This window comes from Citrobacter sp. S39 (assembly GCF_009495675.1).
Lineage (GTDB): Bacteria > Pseudomonadota > Gammaproteobacteria > Enterobacterales > Enterobacteriaceae > Citrobacter > Citrobacter freundii.
The window spans coordinates 2,510,358-2,530,596 of sequence record NZ_CP045555.1; the positions used below are offsets into that span (position 1 = coordinate 2,510,358).

18 protein-coding genes are annotated in these 20,239 nt (G+C 52.8%); 16 read left to right on the forward strand and 2 right to left on the reverse strand.

Features of this window, described 5'->3' with window-relative positions; translation table 11 throughout:
* The first annotated feature begins 155 nt into the window (after window positions 1–155).
* The 4 genes from yfbV to GFB57_RS11880 all read left to right on the forward strand — a co-directional run bounded on the left by yfbV (window position 156) and on the right by GFB57_RS11880 (window position 3,769).
* The gene (gene yfbV, locus GFB57_RS11865; RefSeq protein ID WP_003028087.1) at window positions 156–611 is read left to right on the forward strand and encodes a terminus macrodomain insulation protein YfbV; all 456 of its coding nucleotides are present in this window, start codon (window positions 156–158) and stop codon (window positions 609–611) included.
* Window positions 612–694: 83 nt separating this feature from the next.
* On the forward strand, window positions 695–1,189 hold the full coding sequence (locus tag GFB57_RS11870; RefSeq protein ID WP_003028086.1) for a YfbU family protein: 495 nt from the start codon (window positions 695–697) through the stop codon (window positions 1,187–1,189).
* Window positions 1,182–1,859, forward strand: coding sequence for a sugar phosphatase (locus GFB57_RS11875; RefSeq protein WP_085952518.1), 678 nt, complete (start codon window positions 1,182–1,184; stop codon window positions 1,857–1,859). The genes GFB57_RS11870 and GFB57_RS11875 overlap by 8 nt, the downstream gene beginning before the upstream one ends.
* Before the next feature lie 77 nt (window positions 1,860–1,936).
* Window positions 1,937–3,769, forward strand: coding sequence for an SLC13 family permease (locus GFB57_RS11880; RefSeq protein ID WP_003028084.1), 1,833 nt, complete (start codon window positions 1,937–1,939; stop codon window positions 3,767–3,769).
* A 100-nt stretch (window positions 3,770–3,869) separates the two neighbouring features.
* Here GFB57_RS11880 and yfbR read toward each other — a convergent pair whose 3' ends face one another.
* Together yfbR and alaA are read right to left on the reverse strand one after the other, a co-directional pair.
* Complete coding sequence (gene yfbR / locus GFB57_RS11885; RefSeq protein WP_003028083.1) at window positions 3,870–4,469, reverse strand: 5'-deoxynucleotidase; 600 nt, start codon at window positions 4,467–4,469, stop codon at window positions 3,870–3,872.
* Window positions 4,470–4,552: 83 nt separating this feature from the next.
* Complete coding sequence (gene alaA / locus GFB57_RS11890) at window positions 4,553–5,770, reverse strand: alanine transaminase AlaA (protein ID WP_003028082.1); 1,218 nt, start codon at window positions 5,768–5,770, stop codon at window positions 4,553–4,555.
* A 927-nt stretch (window positions 5,771–6,697) separates the two neighbouring features.
* Here alaA and lrhA point away from each other — a divergent pair.
* From lrhA to nuoL, 12 genes are all read left to right on the forward strand, one after another.
* Window positions 6,698–7,636: a transcriptional regulator LrhA gene (gene lrhA, locus GFB57_RS11895; RefSeq protein ID WP_290366795.1), complete on the forward strand. Its 939-nt coding sequence runs from the start codon at window positions 6,698–6,700 to the stop codon at window positions 7,634–7,636.
* A 627-nt stretch (window positions 7,637–8,263) separates the two neighbouring features.
* Window positions 8,264–8,707, forward strand: a complete 444-nt coding sequence (nuoA, locus tag GFB57_RS11900; RefSeq protein ID WP_003028077.1) for an NADH-quinone oxidoreductase subunit NuoA — start codon at window positions 8,264–8,266, stop codon at window positions 8,705–8,707.
* Window positions 8,708–8,722: 15 nt separating this feature from the next.
* Window positions 8,723–9,385 carry an NADH-quinone oxidoreductase subunit NuoB gene (gene nuoB / locus GFB57_RS11905; protein ID WP_003028075.1) on the forward strand — a complete coding sequence of 221 codons (663 nt, stop codon included), beginning with the start codon at window positions 8,723–8,725 and terminating at the stop codon, window positions 9,383–9,385.
* 85 nt (window positions 9,386–9,470) lie between these two features.
* Window positions 9,471–11,273: an NADH-quinone oxidoreductase subunit C/D gene (gene nuoC, locus GFB57_RS11910; protein ID WP_003028072.1), complete on the forward strand. Its 1,803-nt coding sequence runs from the start codon at window positions 9,471–9,473 to the stop codon at window positions 11,271–11,273.
* 2 nt (window positions 11,274–11,275) lie between these two features.
* On the forward strand, window positions 11,276–11,776 hold the full coding sequence (nuoE, locus tag GFB57_RS11915; protein WP_003028069.1) for an NADH-quinone oxidoreductase subunit NuoE: 501 nt from the start codon (window positions 11,276–11,278) through the stop codon (window positions 11,774–11,776).
* Window positions 11,773–13,110, forward strand: a complete 1,338-nt coding sequence (gene nuoF, locus GFB57_RS11920; protein WP_003028067.1) for an NADH-quinone oxidoreductase subunit NuoF — start codon at window positions 11,773–11,775, stop codon at window positions 13,108–13,110. Before nuoE ends, nuoF begins: the two co-directional genes overlap by 4 nt.
* An 80-nt stretch (window positions 13,111–13,190) precedes the next feature.
* Entirely contained in the window at window positions 13,191–15,917 is a 2,727-nt protein-coding gene (nuoG, locus tag GFB57_RS11925) for an NADH-quinone oxidoreductase subunit NuoG (protein ID WP_003028064.1), read from the forward strand.
* A complete protein-coding gene (gene nuoH, locus GFB57_RS11930) occupies window positions 15,914–16,891 on the forward strand; it encodes an NADH-quinone oxidoreductase subunit NuoH (protein WP_003028063.1) in 978 nt (325 codons plus the stop codon). Before nuoG ends, nuoH begins: the two co-directional genes overlap by 4 nt.
* Before the next feature lie 14 nt (window positions 16,892–16,905).
* A complete protein-coding gene (gene nuoI / locus GFB57_RS11935) occupies window positions 16,906–17,448 on the forward strand; it encodes an NADH-quinone oxidoreductase subunit NuoI (RefSeq protein WP_003028062.1) in 543 nt (180 codons plus the stop codon).
* A gap of 11 nt (window positions 17,449–17,459) precedes the next feature.
* Window positions 17,460–18,014, forward strand: a complete 555-nt coding sequence (gene nuoJ, locus GFB57_RS11940; protein WP_003028059.1) for an NADH-quinone oxidoreductase subunit J — start codon at window positions 17,460–17,462, stop codon at window positions 18,012–18,014.
* Window positions 18,011–18,313, forward strand: a complete 303-nt coding sequence (gene nuoK / locus GFB57_RS11945) for an NADH-quinone oxidoreductase subunit NuoK (RefSeq protein WP_000612644.1) — start codon at window positions 18,011–18,013, stop codon at window positions 18,311–18,313. The genes nuoJ and nuoK overlap by 4 nt, the downstream gene beginning before the upstream one ends.
* Entirely contained in the window at window positions 18,310–20,151 is a 1,842-nt protein-coding gene (gene nuoL / locus GFB57_RS11950) for an NADH-quinone oxidoreductase subunit L (RefSeq protein WP_003027695.1), read from the forward strand. Before nuoK ends, nuoL begins: the two co-directional genes overlap by 4 nt.
* Window positions 20,152–20,239 lie beyond the last annotated feature (88 nt).

The following is a 20,239-nucleotide window of genomic DNA, read 5'->3' on the forward strand; positions in this document are numbered from 1 at the left end:
TTGACGACTCAATGATTTTGGACTAAAGGCCTTACAGGCCGGCACAGGATACCTGAATGTGGGTATCAAAGACAAAATGTTTTGAACGATGTCCCTTGTAGTTGTTGTTTTGCACAATTTTTTTAATTTTTATATGTGAAGTTGAGGTAACCGCCATGTCGACACCGGATAATCGTTCCGTCAATTTTTTTAGCTTGTTTCGCCGGGGGCAGCACTACGCGAAGACGTGGCCAATGGAAAAGCGCCTCGCGCCCGTGTTTGTAGAGAACCGTGTGATCCGTATGACACGTTACGCAATCCGTTTTATGCCGCCTATCGCCGTCTTCACCTTATGCTGGCAAATTGCGCTAGGGGGACAGTTGGGACCGGCCGTGGCGACCGCGCTGTTTGCGCTCAGCCTGCCGATGCAGGGCATGTGGTGGCTGGGTAAACGTTCCGTAACGCCGCTGCCGCCTTCAATACTCAACTGGTTCTACGAAGTTCGGGGTAAATTGCAAGAAGCCGGACAGGCGCTCTCTCCGGTAGAAGGAAAGCCGGATTACCAGGCGCTGGCTGACACGCTTAAGCGCGCCTTCAAACAACTGGATAAAACTTTCCTTGATGATTTGTAATTGACCCCTGATTACGCATATAAAAGAAGGCACAAGATGCCTTCTTTTTTTTCATCGCAGTAGTAGTGATACAGGAGTCCCAAATGGAAATGACCAACGCTCAACGTCTGATTTTGTCGAATCAGTACAAAATGATGACTATGCTCGACCCAACTAACGCCGAGCGTTATCGTCGTTTGCAAACGATTATTGAACGCGGTTACGGCTTGCAGATGCGTGAGCTGGATCGTGAGTTTGGTGAACTGACGGAAGAAACCTGTCGTACGATTATCGATATTATGGAGATGTATCACGCATTACATGTGTCCTGGACTAATCTTAAGGATGCACAGGCTATTGATGAGCGCCGCGTGACTTTCCTCGGTTTTGACGCCGCAACGGAAGCCCGTTTCCTCGGATACGTTCGCTTTATGGTGAATGTGGAAGGTCGCTATACCCACTTTGATGCGGGTACGCATGGCTTCAACGCCCAGACCCCGATGTGGGAAAAATATCAGCGTATGTTGAATGTCTGGCACTCTTGCCCGCGCCAGTATCACCTGAGCGCGAATGAAATTAACCAAATCATTAATGCCTGAGGGGGCGAGCGTGCAGTGCAAAGGTTTTCTGTTTGATCTGGATGGAACGCTGGTCGATTCCTTACCCGCAGTAGAGCGTGCGTGGTGCAACTGGGCCGATCGTTTTGGCCTCGATCACGCCGAGGTGCTCGGCTTTATTCATGGCAAGCAGGCCATTACCTCCCTGCGACACTTTATGGTGGGCAAATCTGAGGCAGAGATCGCCGCGGAGTTTACCCGTCTGGAGCAGATCGAAGCGACAGAAACCGCCGGGATCACTGCGCTGCCTGGGGCTGTTGATTTACTCAACCATCTCAATAAAGCGGGTATTCCATGGGCGATTGTGACCTCAGGCTCTATGCCGGTCGCACGGGCGCGCCATCGTGTTGCTGGGCTTCCTGCTCCTGAAGTGTTTGTCACCGCCGAGCGGGTAAAAAGAGGGAAACCAGAGCCAGACGCGTATCTGTTAGGCGCTCAGCTTCTGGGCCTGGCGCCGCAGGAATGTGCCGTGGTGGAAGATGCCCCCGCCGGGGTGCTTTCAGGACTGGCAGCTGGGTGTCATGTCATCGCGGTCAACGCGCCAACTGATACGCCGCGTCTGGACGAGGTTGATTTTTCGCTGACCAGTCTGGAACATATTTCTGTGACCAAACAACCCAACGGAAATGTGGTCGTTATAAGAAATACCTGATCATGATTTAGCCCCAGATTGTTGGGGCTTTTTTATGGCAGAATCAGTCCATCCCTCTCATTTAACAAGGATATGTTGTGAACGGTGAATTGATATGGGTTCTCTCATTGCTGGCGATTGCCGTCGTCTTGTTTGCAACTGGCAGAGTGCGTATGGACGCGATCGCTTTGCTGGTCATTATTGCCTTTGTTCTGAGTGGAACATTGAGCATCACAGAGGCTTTTTCAGGGTTCAGCGATCCTAACGTTATTTTGATAGCGGCTTTATTCATTATCGGTGACGGCCTCGTGCGTACCGGTGTGGCGACAGTAATGGGCGCCTGGCTGGTGAAGGTCGCCGGTAGCAGTGAAGTCAAAATGCTGGTGTTGCTGATGATAACCGTAGCTGGTCTCGGTGCATTCATGAGTTCGACCGGTGTGGTCGCCATCTTTATTCCGGTTGTCTTAAGTGTTTCCATGCGCATGGAAATTTCCCCTTCACGCCTGATGATGCCGCTAAGTTTTGCCGGCTTGATAAGCGGCATGATGACGCTGGTGGCAACGCCGCCAAACCTGGTCGTCAACAGTGAACTGTTACGTGAAGGACTTAATGGTTTTAGCTTTTTTAGCGTAACCCCACTGGGATTGGTGGTGTTGGTACTTGGCATAATTTATATGCTGGTGATGCGTTTTATGCTGAAGGGTGAAGACTCCGGGCAGCCGGGCGACGGCTGGAAGCGCCGGACCTTTCGCGATCTGATTAAAGAATATCGCCTGACCGGGCGCGCGCGTCGCCTGGCGATTCGCCCGGGTTCTCCTATGATAGGCCAGCGTCTGGACGACCTGAAACTGCGTGAGCGCTACGGGGCAAACGTGATTGGCGTGGAGCGCTGGCGTCGTTTTCGTCGCGTGATCGTTGACGTAAACGGGGTTTCTGAGTTTCGTGCTCGTGACGTATTGCTGATTGATATGTCTGCGGCCGATGTCGACCTGCGTGAATTTTGCGCTGAGCAACTGTTGGAACCGATGGTGCTGCGTGGAGAATACTTCTCCGAGCAGGCGCTTGATGTGGGCATGGCCGAAATCTCTCTGATCCCTGAGTCGGAATTGATCGGCAAAACGGTACGGGAAATCGCTTTTCGTACGCGTTACGGGCTGAATGTCGTTGGGCTGAAGCGCGATGGTACGGCGCTGGCCGGGGCGGTGGTTGATGAGCCGCTGTTGATGGGCGATATCATTTTAGTGGTGGGCAACTGGAAGCTGATCACGCTGCTTGGACAAAAAGGGCGCGATTTTGTGGTGCTAAATATGCCTGTGGAAGTCAGTGAAGCTTCTCCGGCGCACAGCCAGGCGCCGCATGCGATTTTCTGTCTGGTACTGATGGTCGCGTTAATGCTCACAGATGAAATCCCTAATACGGTTGCCGCGATTATCGCTTGTTTGCTGATGGGAAAATTCCGCTGCATCGATGCCGAAAGCGCCTACAAAGCCATTCACTGGCCAAGCATTATTTTGATTGTCGGGATGATGCCTTTTGCGCTGGCATTACAGAAAACGGGCGGCGTCGATCTGGTGGTGAAAGGGCTAATGGACGTTGGTGGTGGGTACGGCCCGTATATGATGCTGGGCTGCCTGTTCGTGCTGTGCGCGACCATTGGGTTATTTATCTCTAACACCGCGACGGCGGTACTGATGGCGCCGATTGCGCTGGCGGCGGCAAAGTCGATGGGCGTTTCGCCGTATCCGTTTGCGATGGTGATTGCGATGGCGGCTTCCGCAGCCTTTATGACGCCAGTGTCTTCACCGGTAAACACACTGGTGCTCGGGCCGGGTAACTACAGCTTTAGCGACTTCGTGAAGATTGGCGTACCGTTTACGGTGATTGTCATGGCAGTGTGCGTGGTGATGATCCCGATGCTGTTCCCGTTTTGACCGCCGCAGTAAACGCCTGATGGCGCTGCGCTTATCAGGCCTACGGATATCACGTTACCTGTAGGCCGGATAAGGCGTTAGACGCATCCGGCAAAATCGTTTAAAGCGGTGAATCCTGGCTGATTTCATCTAATGAAAGGTGAAAGCTTGGGACAAACACGTCCATAAAGTAGTCCATCTCTTCGCTGCGTCGTGACTCCAGCGTTTTTTCCAGACGTGTTTTCGCCAGCAGAAATTCGTTGTTACCGGCGGAGAGTTCTTCCAGGCACTTCAGATACGCGCACAGGGCATCGGCCTGTTTAACAATCGATCTTTCTTCTTCACTTAAGGCATGTTCATCAATGAGCGGTGCAAAAATATCGCGTAACTCATCGGGAACCATATCGACCAGTTTTTGCTGGGCAATTTTCTCTATCGCTTTATATTCCTGAGCAATCTGCGAGTTGAAATATTTCACTGGGGTAGGGAGATCGCCGGTTAACACCTCTGACGCATCGTGATACATCGCCAGCAGGGCAATACGCTCAGCATTTACCTGACCACCAAATTTACGGTTTTTGATCGCGGCCAGCGCATGAGCAACCATAGCAACCTGCAGACTGTGTTCGGACACGTTTTCGGTGCGCACGTTGCGCATCAGCGGCCAGCGGTTAATGAGTTTCAGACGGGAGAGGTGGGCAAAAAAGTGGCTCTGCTTCATAACGACCCTTACTCAGTGACTTCAGTAACGGTATTTTGCGCAGAGAGTGCTACCGGATGCAAACCCGGTAGCACTTTGCGTGGTTACAGCTGGCGATACCCTGACAGGAAACGCTCAAATTTACTCAACGACATTTCGATATCATCAATTCGCGGCAGCGTAACGATGCGGAAATGATCCGGCCACGGCCAGTTGAATGCCGTCCCCTGGACCAGCAGTACTTTTTCCTGCAACAGGAAGTCGAGCACCATCTTCTGGTCGTCATGAATATTGAAGCGCTTGGCGTCAATTTTCGGGAACATATACAGTGCACCGCGCGGTTTTACGCAAGAGACGCCAGGAATATCATTGAGCAGTTCCCAGGCGCGGTTACGTTGCTCATACAGACGTCCGCCAGGCATGATGAATTCGCTGATGCTCTGATATCCGCCCAGCGCGGTCTGAATGGCATGTTGTGCAGGGACGTTCGCACACAGGCGCATAGAAGCCAGCATCTCAAGGCCTTCGATATACCCTTTGGCATGTTTCTTCGGTCCGTTCAGTACCATCCAGCCCTGACGGAAACCGGCAACACGATAGGTTTTTGACAGGCCGTTAAAGGTAATAGTCAGCAGATCCGGGGCCATTGCCGCTATCGAGTGGTGCTCGGCGTCATCGTAGAGAATTTTGTCGTAAATCTCATCTGCAAAGATGATGAGGTTGTTCTGGCGAGCAATCTCAACAATCTCCATCAGCAGCTCTTTAGAATAAACAGCGCCGGTTGGGTTGTTGGGGTTGATGATGACGATCCCACGCGTACGCGGCGTAATTTTGGCGCGGATATCATCCAGGTCCGGGAACCAGTCTGATGATTCATCACACAGGTAGTGCACGGCATTACCACCAGAGAGCGAAACCGCCGCCGTCCACAGTGGATAATCAGGTGCAGGAACCAGCATTTCGTCCCCACTGTTCAGCAATGCCTGCATGGCCTGCACAATCAATTCGGATACGCCGTTACCGATATAGATATCTTCTACGGTTACATCGCGCATCCCGCGGGCCTGGTAATGCTGCATGATTGCTTTGCGGGCTGAATAAAGGCCTTTGGAATCGCAATATCCTTGCGCAGTTGGCAAATTGCGGATCACATCCACTAAAATTTCATCTGGTGCTTCAAACCCGAAAGGCGCAGGGTTGCCGATGTTCAGTTTCAGAACTTTGTTGCCTTCTTCTTCCAGGCGCTTTGCTTCCTTCAGAACCGGGCCGCGAATGTCATAACAGACGTTTTCTAATTTGCTGGATTTTTCAATGGGGGACATGAACGTTGACCTTTTTAGCTGTGAATGCCACTCCCTGCCGTGGAAGTCAGCCCAGCACAATGTACTCCCACGACGGTGAGTTTTGAAGGGTCTTTAGTAGAAGATTTTGGAAAGCAGGAGGACGACAATTAACTTTTAATAACTAAATTATGCAATTATTACAGTGCAATAATCTGGATTGTTGTGTTTTTTATGATTTATGTTTTGCTTTGTTGGCTTTGGTATGGTGATTTGTCTGGTCGAAAAAAGTTAGCCCTATAAAACAAAATGTAGCCGATATCTGTGCGATACGGCGGGATTCGAAAATACTGAGGTTTCATCCACGAATTCTGTTATCGGTCTGATCCCGACGTGATGCGGTGTGAATCCATTGTTAAGCATAATTAATGAATTGAGAGATTCTTAATTAATTATTATTTATTATTTAAACGACATCAAATTGAGTGGACTAATAATACGAAAACCGTTGCACTGACATAACACCAATTCGCCCGGAATTATTCGCAATAACACTTATAAATATAGTGGTTTTAGGTTAAGATAACTCCTATGAAATGGTGTGTAGTACGAGTTTTACGATAATTCAAATGTTTGTTGGTTGTTCATAACATACTGAAAAGTTAGTTTTTAATGTGTAAATTATTGTTCGTTAACTATTTTTTAAATTTACAAAATTTACATGTTTTCCATTAGTCAGAATCATCCGGCAGCTAAAAATACGGCTCTTTCTCGTTGCTATATTCCGATGAATATCACGGGTTTTAAAATAGCTCAGAAAGAGCATTGTTTCGTTTGTTAAACCAAATACATCCTTATTTTCACTTGGTTACACTAAGCGAAACTGAAGGGAGGCACATTACAAATGGAGTTGTTTGATTCTGAATGCACAGCATTAACCCGGTATGACCCGCGAGTAAGTGAAAAACTATGATAAATGCAAATCGTGCGATAATTAACCTCGACCTCGATCTGCTGAGAACCTTTGTTGCTGTTGCCGACCTAAATACCTTCGCGGCTGCGGCAGCTGCAGTATGTCGAACTCAGTCTGCGGTAAGTCAGCAAATGCAGCGCCTTGAGCAACTTGTGGGGAAAGAGTTGTTCGCGCGTCATGGACGCAACAAACTGCTGACCGAACATGGTATCCAACTGTTGGGTTATGCCAGGAAAATACTGCGATTTAATGATGAGGCATGCTCATCATTGATGTTTAACAATCTTCAGGGGGTGTTAACTATCGGTGCTTCTGATGAATCCGCCGACACCATACTCCCATTTCTGCTTAACCGCATTAGTTCGGTTTATCCGAAACTTGCCCTTGATGTAAGAGTGAAACGCAATGCTTACATGGTGGAGATGCTTAAGTCGCAAGAAGTGGATTTAGTGGTAACCACGAATCGCCCTGACGATTTTGAATGCCTGAATTTGCGGACTTCACCGACGCACTGGTATTGCGCAGCCGAATATATCCTGCAAAAAGGCGAACCCGTGCCGTTAGTTCTGCTGGACGATCCCAGCCCGTTTCGCGATATCGTGCTGGCGACGTTGAATGCCGCACAGATCCCGTGGCGTCTGGCTTATGTCGCTTCAACATTACCTGCGGTCCGCGCGGCGGTAAAAGCAGGGCTTGGCGTTACTGCGCGTCCTGTAGAAATGATGAGCCCGGATTTACGCGTACTGGGTGCGGCGGACGGATTACCACCTCTGCCTGATACCGAGTATCTGTTGTGCAGCGATCCGGCCACGCAAAATGAATTAGCTCAGGCTATCTTTAAGTCGATGCAGACATATCAAAATCCTTGGCAATACAATCAGTTTACCCCTGAAGGGGGAGATGACTCGCTGATTGTTGAAGGCGACTTTGAGTAAAGCGTCACAGAAAAACGTTTAAAAATGTAAGTGTAAAAAAGGGCCACTGATGATGAAAAAACATCCAGCGGCTCTTTTTTTATGCAAATATTACTGCTTTCTGTTCATTCATATACTAAAACTTAACAAAATCAGCAGGTAAAAAAACAGACTGACAATAGGGTGAAAAATAATCAGCCGCGTTGCTAAATGTTTCCATGTTAAAAAACTAGAGAAATTGTTGCTGTTTTTTATGGTGAATTAACAAAAGCGTGTCACAGATCAAGAAAATACTCCCATTTAGGGGGAGGCATCTGGGTGAATTCCTGTCAAAATAGACGTGTATTATCTTTTTTACTTCACTACGGACACGATTCAACAACATTAAAAATGACCGATGATGCAATCGAAATGGGTCTAAAGAGCACTTTATGTTAATGAAGTTGGATTAGTGTAAAATAATGTGAGGAAACTTTTGTTAAAATTGACAAAAGGTTATAGAAAGGAGTAAAAAACCCCATCAATTAGCTGTATAAAATGATTTTTCACAGTGATTGTAAGGTTTTTTTTATTCCTCCCCATGAATCGATGTGGCGTTCATCTGCCGAAAAGAGCAGAGAATTTGGCGCTACTTTTGATGAGTAAGCAATGAGTATGTCAACATCCACTGAAATCATCGCTCATCACTGGGCATTCGCTATCTTTCTTATCGTTGCCATTGGCCTGTGTTGCCTGATGCTCGTCGGCGGCTGGTTTTTAGGGGGTCGCGCACGCGCGAGATCTAAAAACGTGCCGTTTGAATCAGGTATCGACTCGGTCGGCACCGCCCGCCTGCGCCTGTCTGCCAAGTTTTATCTGGTAGCCATGTTCTTCGTTATCTTCGACGTTGAAGCGCTGTATCTGTTCGCATGGTCAACTTCTATCCGTGAAAGCGGTTGGATTGGCTTTGTGGAAGCTGCAATTTTTATTTTTGTGTTACTGGCAGGTCTGGTTTATCTGGTGCGTATTGGCGCGCTGGACTGGACGCCCGCGCGTTCACGCCGCGAGCGTATGAACCCGGAAACGAACAGTATCGCTAATCGTCAACGCTAACCGCGAGGCATTAAGATGGATTATACGCTCACCCGCATAGATCCTAACGGTGAGAACGACCGTTACCCCCTGCAAAAACAGGAGATCGTAACCGACCCCCTGGAACAAGAAGTTAACAAAAACGTGTTCATGGGCAAACTGCATGACATGGTTAACTGGGGCCGTAAAAACTCAATTTGGCCATATAACTTTGGCCTTTCCTGCTGCTACGTTGAGATGGTGACCTCGTTTACCGCCGTGCACGATGTGGCCCGTTTTGGTGCGGAAGTACTGCGTGCATCGCCGCGTCAGGCTGACCTGATGGTCGTAGCCGGAACCTGCTTTACCAAAATGGCGCCAGTTATTCAGCGCCTCTACGATCAGATGCTGGAACCGAAATGGGTTATTTCCATGGGCGCATGCGCCAACTCCGGCGGGATGTACGACATCTATTCTGTGGTGCAGGGCGTTGATAAATTTATTCCGGTCGATGTGTACATCCCGGGATGTCCGCCGCGCCCAGAAGCGTATATGCAGGCTCTGATGTTGCTGCAAGATTCCATTGGCAAAGAACGCCGTCCGCTCTCCTGGGTGGTTGGCGATCAGGGCGTTTATCGCGCCAATATGCAGTCAGAACGCGAGCGTAAACGCGGCGAACGTATTGCTGTAACGAATCTTCGTACACCAGACGAGATTTAATTTGCGCCTGTCGGCAGCAGCACTTCCTTCGCTTATCACTACATAAATAGCGCGAAGCACTGCCGACCACCACGGACCATTTGCAATGGTGAACAATATGACCGACTTAACCGCGCAAGACGCCGCATGGCAAACACGGGATCACCTTGATGACCCGGTCATTGGCGAACTGCGCAACCGTTTTGGGCCGGATGCCTTTACCGTTCAGGCGACTCGCACCGGGGTACCCGTTGTTTGGGTCAAGCGTGAACAATTACTGGAAGTTGGCGATTTCTTAAAGAGACTGCCGAAACCTTACGTCATGCTGTTTGACTTACACGGCATGGACGAACGTCTGCGTACGCACCGCGAAGGGTTACCCGCCGCGGATTTTTCCGTTTTCTATCACCTGATCTCCATTGAACGCAATCGCGATATCATGCTCAAGGTGGCTTTGTCTGAAAACGATCTGCGCGTACCGACTTTCACCAAACTGTTCCCGAACGCCAACTGGTATGAGCGTGAAACCTGGGAAATGTTTGGCATCGACATCGAAGGTCACCCGCACCTGACGCGTCTGCTGATGCCGCATACCTGGGAAGGCCATCCGCTGCGTAAAGACTACCCGGCGCGTGCGACTGAATTCGACCCGTTTGAGCTGACTAAAGCCAAACAGGATCTGGAAATGGAAGCGCTGACCTTCAAACCAGAAGATTGGGGCATGAAGCGTAGCACCGAAAATGAGGACTTCATGTTCCTCAACCTCGGTCCTAACCACCCGTCTTCCCACGGTGCGTTCCGTATTGTGCTGCAGCTTGATGGCGAAGAAATCGTCGACTGCGTACCTGACATCGGCTACCACCACCGTGGCGCTGAAAAGATGGGCGAACGTCAGTCCTGGCACAGCTACATTCCGTACACCGACCGTATCGAGTACCTCGGCGGCTGCGTTAACGAAATGCCTTACGTACTGGCGGTTGAGAAACTGGCAGGCATCACCACGCCGGATCGCGTCAACGTGATTCGCGTCATGCTATCTGAACTGTTCCGTATCAACAGTCATCTGCTGTACATCTCCACGTTCATTCAGGACGTCGGCGCGATGACCCCGGTATTCTTCGCCTTTACCGACCGTCAGAAAATCTACGACGTCGTGGAAGCGATCACCGGTTTCCGTATGCACCCGGCCTGGTTCCGTATCGGCGGTGTGGCACACGATCTGCCGCGCGGTTGGGACAAACTGCTGCGTGATTTCCTCGACTGGATGCCAAAACGTCTGGATTCTTACGAGAAAGCCGCGCTGCGTAACACCATCCTGAAAGGCCGTTCGCAGGGTGTTGCCGCTTACGGTAAGAAAGAAGCGCTGGACTGGGGTTGTACCGGTGCTGCGCTGCGTGCGACCGGTATTGATTTCGACGTGCGTAAAGCGCGTCCGTACTCTGGCTATGAAAACTTTGACTTTGAGGTCCCGGTTGGCGGCGGTGTGTCCGACTGCTATACCCGCGTGATGCTGAAAGTTGAAGAGCTGCGCCAGAGTCTGCGCATCCTTGAGCAGTGCCTCAATAACATGCCGGAAGGCCCGTTCAAAGCGGATCACCCGCTGACGACGCCGCCACCGAAAGAGCGCACGCTGCAACATATCGAAACCCTTATCACCCACTTCCTGCAGGTTTCGTGGGGTCCGGTTATGCCGGCAAACGAGTCCTTCCAGATGGTAGAAGCGACCAAGGGTATCAACAGTTACTACCTGACCAGCGATGGCAGCACCATGAGTTACCGTACCCGTATCCGTACCCCGAGCTATGCGCACCTGCAGCAGATCCCGGTAGCGGTACGTGGCAGCCTGGTGTCCGACCTGATCGTCCATCTGGGTAGTATCGATTTTGTTATGTCAGATGTGGACCGCTAATTATGCACGAGAATCAACAACCACAAACCGAGGCTTTTGAGCTGAGTGCGGCTGAGCGTGAAGCGATTGAGCACGAGAAGCACCACTACGAAGACCCGCGTGCGGCGTCCATTGAAGCGCTGAAAATCGTTCAGAAACAGCGTGGCTGGGTGCCGGATGGGGCGATCTATGCGATCGCTGATGTGCTGGGTATTCCGGCAAGCGACGTAGAAGGTGTTGCTACGTTTTATAGCCAGATCTTCCGCCAGCCGGTAGGTCGCCACGTGATCCGCTATTGCGACAGCGTGGTGTGCCATATCAACGGCTACCAGGGGATCCAGGCCGCGCTTGAGAAAAAACTCAACATCAAGCCGGGGCAGACGACTTTTGATGGTCGCTTTACGCTGCTGCCGACCTGTTGCCTGGGGAACTGCGACAAAGGGCCAAACATGATGATCGATGAGGATACTCACGCTCATCTGACCCCGGAAGGCATTCCCGAACTGCTGGAGCGGTATAAATGAAAGACATTATCCGTACTCCCGAAACCCATCCGCTGACCTGGCGTCTGCGTGATGACAAACAGCCGGTCTGGCTGGACGAATACCGTAGCAAGAACGGCTACGAAGGTGCGCGTAAGGCCCTGACCGGGCTGTCACCGGACGAAATCGTTAATCAGGTAAAAGACGCTGGCCTGAAAGGGCGCGGCGGCGCGGGCTTTTCCACCGGTCTGAAGTGGAGCCTGATGCCGAAAGACGAATCCATGAACATCCGTTACCTGCTGTGTAACGCCGATGAAATGGAGCCGGGCACCTATAAAGACCGTCTGCTGATGGAACAGCTGCCGCACCTGCTGGTGGAAGGCATGCTGATTTCCGCGTTTGCGCTGAAAGCGTACCGTGGTTATATCTTCCTGCGCGGTGAATATATCGAAGCAGCCGTGCATCTGCGTCGCGCGATCGCCGAAGCGACCGAAGCCGGTCTGCTTGGCAAAAACATTATGGGCACCAGTTTCGACTTCGAACTGTTTGTCCACACTGGGGCAGGGCGTTACATCTGCGGTGAAGAAACCGCGCTGATCAACTCCCTCGAAGGTCGCCGTGCTAACCCACGCTCCAAGCCGCCGTTCCCGGCAAGCTCTGGCGCATGGGGTAAGCCGACCTGCGTAAACAACGTCGAAACCCTGTGTAACGTACCGGCTATCCTTGCGAACGGCGTGGAGTGGTACCAGAACATTTCGAAGAGCAAAGACGCGGGCACCAAGCTGATGGGCTTCTCCGGTCGTGTGAAGAACCCTGGCCTATGGGAACTGCCTTTCGGTACTACCGCGCGTGAGATCCTCGAAGATTACGCGGGCGGCATGCGCGATGGCCTGAAGTTCAAAGCCTGGCAACCTGGTGGCGCGGGGACTGACTTCCTGACCGAAGCACACCTCGATCTGCCGATGGAATTCGAAAGCATTGGTAAAGCAGGTAGCCGTCTGGGCACCGCGCTGGCAATGGCTGTCGATCACGAGATTGGCATGGTTCCTCTGGTGCGTAACCTCGAAGAGTTCTTTGCCCGCGAGTCCTGTGGCTGGTGTACGCCGTGCCGTGATGGTCTGCCGTGGAGTGTGAAAATTCTGCGCGCGCTTGAGCGTGGCGAAGGCCAGCCTGGGGATATCGAGACACTTGAGCAACTGTGTCGTTTCCTCGGCCCGGGTAAAACCTTCTGTGCACACGCACCGGGTGCAGTGGAACCGCTGCAGAGCGCCATTAAATATTTCCGCGAAGAATTCGAAGCTGGCATCAAGCAGACCTTCAGCAATACCCACGCTATTGGTGGTATTCAGCCGAACCTGCTGAAAGAGCGCTGGTGATCACAGGGTTAGCCCTGTGTCGCGATAAGAAATTCGATTAACGCTCGGTTACGACCGAGCCAACTGGAAGCATGCTGACTATGGCTACGATTCATGTAGACGGCAAAGAATATGAGGTCAACGGAGCGGACAACCTGCTGGAAGCTTGTCTGTCTCTTGGCCTTGATATTCCGTACTTTTGCTGGCACCCGGCGCTGGGAAGCGTCGGTGCTTGCCGCCAGTGTGCGGTGAAGCAATATCAGAACGCGGAAGACACGCGTGGTCGCCTGGTGATGTCTTGTATGACACCGGCCACCGAAGGCACCTTTATTTCTATTGATGACGAAGAAGCGAAGCAGTTCCGCGAAAGCGTCGTGGAGTGGTTGATGACTAACCACCCGCACGACTGTCCGGTCTGTGAAGAGGGCGGCAACTGCCACCTGCAGGATATGACCGTCATGACCGGTCACAGCTTCCGTCGCTACCGCTTCACGAAGCGTACTCACCGTAACCAGGACCTGGGGCCGTTCATCTCTCACGAAATGAACCGCTGCATCGCCTGCTATCGCTGTGTACGTTACTACAAAGATTACGCCGATGGTGCGGATCTGGGCGTGTATGGCGCACATGACAACGTCTACTTCGGTCGTCCGGAAGACGGTACGCTCGAAAGCGAATTCTCTGGCAACCTGGTCGAAATTTGTCCAACCGGCGTCTTCACCGATAAAACGCACTCCGAGCGTTATAACCGTAAATGGGACATGCAGTTTGCGCCGAGCATCTGCCAGCAGTGTTCCATCGGCTGTAACACCAGCCCGGGCGAGCGCTACGGTGAACTGCGTCGTATCGAAAACCGTTATAACGGTACCGTTAACCACTACTTCCTCTGCGACCGTGGTCGTTTCGGCTATGGTTACGTGAACCTGAAAGACCGTCCGCGTCAGCCGGTACAGCGTCGTGGCGATGACCTGATCACGCTGAACGCCGAGCAGGCGATGCAGGGCGCGGCAGATATTCTGCGTCAGTCGAAGAAAGTGATTGGTATCGGCTCCCCGCGCGCCAGCGTTGAAAGTAACTTCGCGCTGCGTGAACTGGTCGGTGCGGATAACTTCTATACCGGTATCGCTCAGGGCGAACTGGATCGTCTGCAACTGGCGTTGAGCGTACTGCGTGACGGCGGGATTCATACTCCGGCTCTGCGCGAAATCGAATCTTATGATGCGGTTCTGGTGCTGGGCGAAGATGTCACCCAGACCGGCGCACGCGTTGCGCTGGCGGTGCGTCAGGCGGTGAAAGGTAAAGCGCGTGAAATGGCGGCGGCACAGAAAGTGGCTGACTGGCAGATCGCAGCAATCCTAAATATCGGCCAGCGTGCTAAGCATCCGCTATTCGTTACCAACGTCGATAACACCCGTCTGGACGATATCGCCGCTTGGACCTATCGTGCACCGGTTGAAGATCAGGCGCGTTTAGGTTTCGCTATCGCCCACGCGCTGGATAACAACGCGCCGGCGGTTGACGGTATCGACCGTGACCTGCAGAACAAAATTGACGTTATCGTTCAGGCACTAGCCGGGGCGAAGAAACCACTGATTATTTCCGGCACCAACGCCGGTAGCGCCGAAGTGATTCAGGCGGCTGCCAACGTGGCGAAGGCGCTGAAAGGCCGTGGCGCAGACGTTGGCATCACCATGATTGCTCGCTCGGTTAACAGCATGGGCCTCGGCATGATTGGCGGTGGTTCCCTTGACGATGCGCTGACCGAGCTGGAAACAGGCCGCGCTGACGCTGTTGTGGTGCTGGAAAATGACCTGCATCGCCATGCTTCAGCCGCTCGCGTTGATGCCGCGCTGGCGAAAGCGCCGCTGGTACTGGTCGTTGACCATCAGCGTACGGCAATTATGGAAAACGCCCATCTGGTGCTTTCCGCTGCAAGCTTCGCCGAAAGCGATGGTACGGTGATTAACAACGAAGGCCGCGCCCAGCGTTTCTTCCAGGTTTATGACCCATCCTACTACGACAGCAACACCGTAATGCTGGAAAGCTGGCGCTGGCTGCACTCGCTGCACAGCACCGTGCAGAGCCGTGAAGTGGACTGGACGCAGCTCGACCACGTTATTGACGCGGTCGTTGAGAAGTTGCCGCAGTTGGCGGGCATTAAAGATGCCGCGCCGGACGCAAGCTTCCGTATCCGTGGACAGAAGCTGGCGCGTGAACCGCACCGCTACAGTGGGCGTACCGCAATGCGCGCTAACATCAGCGTACACGAACCGCGTCAACCGCAGGACAGAGACACCATGTTCGCTTTCTCTATGGAAGGGAACAACCAGCCGTCTGCACCGCGTTCACAAATTCCGTTTGCCTGGGCTCCGGGTTGGAACTCCCCACAGGCGTGGAACAAGTTCCAGGATGAAGTGGGCGGTAAACTGCGTCATGGCGATCCGGGCGTGCGCCTGATCGAAGCTTCTGCGGGGAATATGGAGTACTTCACAACCGTTCCGGCGAGCTTCCAGGCTCAGGAAGGTCAGTGGCGTATTGCGCCTTACTATCACCTGTTTGGTAGTGATGAAATGTCCCAGCGTGCGCCGGTCTTCCAGACCCGTATGCCGCAGCCGTACATCAAACTCAACCCGGCTGATGCCGCGAAGTTGGGTGTTAATGCCGGTACGCGCGTTTCTTTCAGCTACGATGGCAACACGGTTACGCTGCCGGTTGAAATCGCTGAAGGATTAACGGCAGGGCAGGTTGGTTTACCGATGGGCATGCCTGGCATCGCGCCGGTTCTGGCAGGTGCGCGTCTTGAGGATCTGCAGGAGGCACAACAATGAGTTGGATTACACCCGATCTGATTGAGATCCTGCTGAGCATTCTCAAAGCGGTGGTGATCCTGCTGGTGGTGGTCACCTGCGGGGCATTCATGAGCTTTGGCGAACGTCGTCTGCTGGGTCTGTTCCAGAACCGTTACGGACCGAACCGTGTTGGCTGGGGCGGTTCGCTCCAGCTGGTTGCGGACATGATCAAGATGTTCTTTAAAGAAGACTGGATCCCGAAATTCTCGGATCGCGTCATCTTTACCCTGGCACCGATGATCGCCTTCACCTCGCTGCTGCTGGCTTTCGCCATCGTGCCGGTGAGTCCGAACTGGGTGGTTGCTGACCTGAACATCGGGATCCTGTTCTTCCTGATGATGGCGGGCCTCGCGGTATACGCGGTGCTGTTCGCCGGTTGGTCCAGTAACAACAAATACTCCCTGCTCGGTGCGATGCGTGCGTCTGCGCAGACCCTGAGCTACGAAGTGTTCCTCGGACTTTCCCTGATGGGCGTGGTGGCGCAGGCCGGTTCATTTAACATGACCGACATCGTCAACAACCAGGCTGATATCTGGAACGTTATTCCGCAGTTCTTTGGTTTTGTCACCTTTGCCATCGCGGGCGTGGCGGTGTGTCACCGTCACCCGTTTGACCAGCCAGAAGCCGAGCAGGAACTGGCCGACGGTTACCACATTGAATATTCCGGTATGAAATTCGGTCTGTTCTTCGTGGGTGAGTACATCGGTATCGTCACCATTTCTGCACTGATGGTTACCCTGTTCTTCGGTGGCTGGCATGGCCCGTTCTTACCACCATTCGTCTGGTTCGCGCTGAAAACCGCGTTCTTCATGATGATGTTCATTTTGATTCGTGCGTCGTTACCACGTCCTCGTTATGACCAGGTAATGTCCTTCGGCTGGAAAGTCTGTCTGCCGCTGACGCTCGTCAACTTGCTGGTAACGGCGGCTGTCATTCTCTGGCAGGCGCAATAAGGGACACAAAGACCATGACCTTAAAAGAATTGTTCGTAGGTTTCGGCACCCAGGTACGCAGTATCTGGATGATCGGCCTGCATGCGTTCGCGAAACGCGAAACGCAGATGTACCCGGAAGAGCCGGTCTATCTACCGCCCCGTTTTCGTGGTCGTATCGTTCTGACTCGTGATCCAGACGGTGAAGAGCGCTGCGTTGCCTGTAACCTGTGCGCGGTAGCGTGTCCGGTAGGCTGTATCTCTTTGCAAAAAGCAGAGACCAAAGATGGCCGCTGGTATCCGGAGTTTTTCCGCATTAACTTCTCACGCTGCATTTTCTGCGGCCTGTGCGAAGAAGCCTGTCCGACAACGGCTATTCAGCTGACTCCAGATTTCGAGCTGGGTGAGTACAAGCGCCAGGACCTGGTTTACGAGAAAGAGGATCTGCTGATCTCCGGTCCGGGCAAATACCCGGAATATAACTTCTACCGGATGGCAGGTATGGCAATCGACGGCAAAGATAAGGGCGAAGCAGAGAACGAAGCTAAGCCTATCGACGTCAAGAGCCTGTTACCGTAAGGAGAGGGGCAATGGAGTTCGCTTTTTATATCTGTGGCCTGATAGCCATTCTCGCAACCTTGCGGGTGATCACCCACACCAATCCGGTACACGCACTGCTGTATCTGATTATTTCGCTGCTGGCGATTTCCGGGGTGTTCTTCTCGTTAGGCGCTTACTTCGCCGGTGCACTGGAAATTATCGTCTACGCGGGCGCTATCATGGTGCTGTTCGTATTCGTGGTAATGATGCTCAACCTCGGTGGTTCTGAAATTGAACAGGAACGCCAGTGGCTGAAACCTCAGGTGTGGATTGGTCCGGCGATTCTGTCGGCCATCATGCTGGTGGTCATTGTTTACGCCATTCTGGGCGTAAACGATCAGGGCATCGACGGGACGCCAATTAGCGCGAAAGCAGTCGGTATTTCCCTGTTCGGACCGTATGTACTGGCGGTCGAACTGGCTTCGATGCTGCTGCTGGCGGGCCTGGTTGTGGCCTTCCACGTGGGGCGCGAAGAGCGTTCAGGTGAAGTGCTGAGCAATCGCACTGATGACCGCGCGAAAAGAAAAACGGAGGAGCACGCATGATCCCCTTACAACATGGACTGATCCTCGCTGCGATTTTATTCGTCCTGGGTTTGACCGGTCTGGTTATCCGCCGCAATCTGCTGTTTATGCTGATCGGGCTGGAAATCATGATTAACGCCTCCGCGCTGGCCTTTGTGGTCGCCGGAAGCTACTGGGGCCAGACCGATGGTCAGGTGATGTACATTCTCGCCATCAGCCTTGCGGCTGCGGAAGCGAGCATTGGACTTGCGCTGTTGCTGCAACTTCATCGCCGTCGCCAGAACCTGAACATCGATTCAGTAAGTGAGATGCGTGGATGAACATGCTTGCCTTAACCATTATTCTGCCATTTATTGGCTTTGTATTACTGGCGTTTTCCCGTGGTCGTTGGTCAGAAAATCTGTCCGCTACCGTGGGTGTCGGGTCGATTGGTCTGGCCGCGCTGGTGACTGCGTTTGTTGGCGTTGATTTCTTTGCCAATGGCCAGCAGGCTTACAGCCAGCCGCTGTGGACCTGGATGTCAGTCGGCGACTTCAACATCGGTTTTAACCTGGTGCTGGACGGCCTGTCGCTGACCATGCTCTCCGTGGTGACCGGCGTTGGTTTCCTGATCCACATGTTCGCCTCCTGGTATATGCGCGGAGAAGAGGGCTATTCTCGTTTCTTCGCCTACACCAACCTGTTTATCGCCAGCATGGTGGTTCTGGTGCTGGCGGATAACCTGCTGCTGATGTACCTCGGCTGGGAAGGCGTGGGCCTGTGCTCCTATCTGCTGATTGGTTTCTACTATACCGATCCGAAGAATGGCGCTGCGGCAATGAAAGCCTTCGTGGTAACCCGTGTTGGTGACGTATTCCTGGCGTTCGCGCTGTTCATCCTCTACAACGAGCTGGGCACGCTGAACTTCCGCGAAATGGTGGAACTGGCGCCTGCGCACTTTGCAGATGGTAACAACATGCTGATGTGGGCAACCCTGATGCTGCTGGGCGGTGCGGTCGGTAAATCTGCGCAGTTGCCGTTGCAAACATGGCTTGCTGATGCGATGGCCGGCCCGACGCCTGTCTCTGCGCTTATCCACGCTGCGACGATGGTTACCGCCGGTGTCTACCTGATTGCACGTACGCACGGCCTGTTCCTGATGACCCCAGAAATTCTGCACCTGGTGGGGATTATCGGTGCCATCACTCTGGTGCTGGCGGGTTTTGCTGCGCTGGTACAGACCGACATCAAACGCGTTCTTGCGTACTCCACCATGAGCCAGATTGGTTATATGTTCCTGGCTCTCGGTGTACAGGCGTGGGATGCGGCGATTTTCCACCTGATGACGCACGCCTTCTTTAAAGCGCTGCTGTTCCTGGCATCCGGCTCGGTTATCCTGGCTTGCCACCACGAACAGAACATCTTCAAGATGGGCGGACTGCGTAAGTCAATTCCGCTGGTGTATCTCTGCTTCCTGATCGGTGGCGCGGCGCTGTCGGCTCTGCCGCTGATTACCGCTGGCTTCTTCAGTAAGGATGAGATTCTGGCCGGTGCAATGGCGAATGGTCATATTAATCTGATGGTTGCAGGTCTGGTCGGTGCGTTCATGACCTCTCTGTATACCTTCCGTATGATTTTCATCGTGTTCCACGGTAAAGAACAAATTCACGCTCATGCAGGGAAGGGGATTACCCATCATCTGCCGCTGATTGTGCTGATGATCCTGTCCACCTTCGTTGGCGCGCTGATTGTGCCGCCGCTGCAGGGTGTACTGCCTGCGACGACCGAGCTTGAGCATGGTCGCGTCATGACGCTGGAAATTACCTCCGGTATCGTAGCGATTGCGGGCATCCTGATCGCAGCATGGCTGTGGCTGGGTAAACGCCAGCTTGTGACATCGATTGCCAACAGTGCGCCGGGCCGCCTGCTGGGTACCTGGTGGTATAACGCCTGGGGCTTCGACTGGCTGTATGACAAAGTGTTCGTCAAGCCGTTCCTGGGTGTTGCCTGGTTGCTGAAACGCGATCCGCTCAACTCAATGATGAACATTCCGGCGATCCTTTCCCGCTTTGCAGGTAAAGGCCTGTTGTTGAGCGAGAACGGTTATCTGCGCTGGTATGTCGCATCAATGAGCATCGGCGCCGTCGTTGTGCTGGCACTGTTGATGGTACTGCGTTGAGTTTGAGGATTGTGGGGTTGATGTCGGATGGCGCTCGCGCTTATCCGACCTACGGGAATCTGTAGGCCCGGTAAGCGTTCGCGCCGCC

Excerpts from the sequence above, each read along its gene's own strand:
- yfbV (WP_003028087.1), top strand. The coding sequence starts at position 156 with ATGTCGACACCGGATAATCGTTCCGTCAATTTTTTTAGCTTGTTTCGC.
- GFB57_RS11870 (WP_003028086.1), top strand. The coding sequence starts at position 695 with ATGGAAATGACCAACGCTCAACGTCTGATTTTGTCGAATCAGTACAAA.
- GFB57_RS11875 (WP_085952518.1), top strand. The coding sequence starts at position 1,182 with ATGCCTGAGGGGGCGAGCGTGCAGTGCAAAGGTTTTCTGTTTGATCTG.
- yfbR (WP_003028083.1), bottom strand. The coding sequence starts at position 4,469 with ATGAAGCAGAGCCACTTTTTTGCCCACCTCTCCCGTCTGAAACTCATT.
- alaA (WP_003028082.1), bottom strand. The coding sequence starts at position 5,770 with ATGTCCCCCATTGAAAAATCCAGCAAATTAGAAAACGTCTGTTATGAC.
- lrhA (WP_290366795.1), top strand. The coding sequence starts at position 6,698 with ATGATAAATGCAAATCGTGCGATAATTAACCTCGACCTCGATCTGCTG.
- nuoA (WP_003028077.1), top strand. The coding sequence starts at position 8,264 with ATGAGTATGTCAACATCCACTGAAATCATCGCTCATCACTGGGCATTC.
- nuoB (WP_003028075.1), top strand. The coding sequence starts at position 8,723 with ATGGATTATACGCTCACCCGCATAGATCCTAACGGTGAGAACGACCGT.
- nuoC (WP_003028072.1), top strand. The coding sequence starts at position 9,471 with ATGGTGAACAATATGACCGACTTAACCGCGCAAGACGCCGCATGGCAA.
- nuoE (WP_003028069.1), top strand. The coding sequence starts at position 11,276 with ATGCACGAGAATCAACAACCACAAACCGAGGCTTTTGAGCTGAGTGCG.
- nuoF (WP_003028067.1), top strand. The coding sequence starts at position 11,773 with ATGAAAGACATTATCCGTACTCCCGAAACCCATCCGCTGACCTGGCGT.
- nuoG (WP_003028064.1), top strand. The coding sequence starts at position 13,191 with ATGGCTACGATTCATGTAGACGGCAAAGAATATGAGGTCAACGGAGCG.
- nuoH (WP_003028063.1), top strand. The coding sequence starts at position 15,914 with ATGAGTTGGATTACACCCGATCTGATTGAGATCCTGCTGAGCATTCTC.
- nuoI (WP_003028062.1), top strand. The coding sequence starts at position 16,906 with ATGACCTTAAAAGAATTGTTCGTAGGTTTCGGCACCCAGGTACGCAGT.
- nuoJ (WP_003028059.1), top strand. The coding sequence starts at position 17,460 with ATGGAGTTCGCTTTTTATATCTGTGGCCTGATAGCCATTCTCGCAACC.
- nuoK (WP_000612644.1), top strand. The coding sequence starts at position 18,011 with ATGATCCCCTTACAACATGGACTGATCCTCGCTGCGATTTTATTCGTC.
- nuoL (WP_003027695.1), top strand. The coding sequence starts at position 18,310 with ATGAACATGCTTGCCTTAACCATTATTCTGCCATTTATTGGCTTTGTA.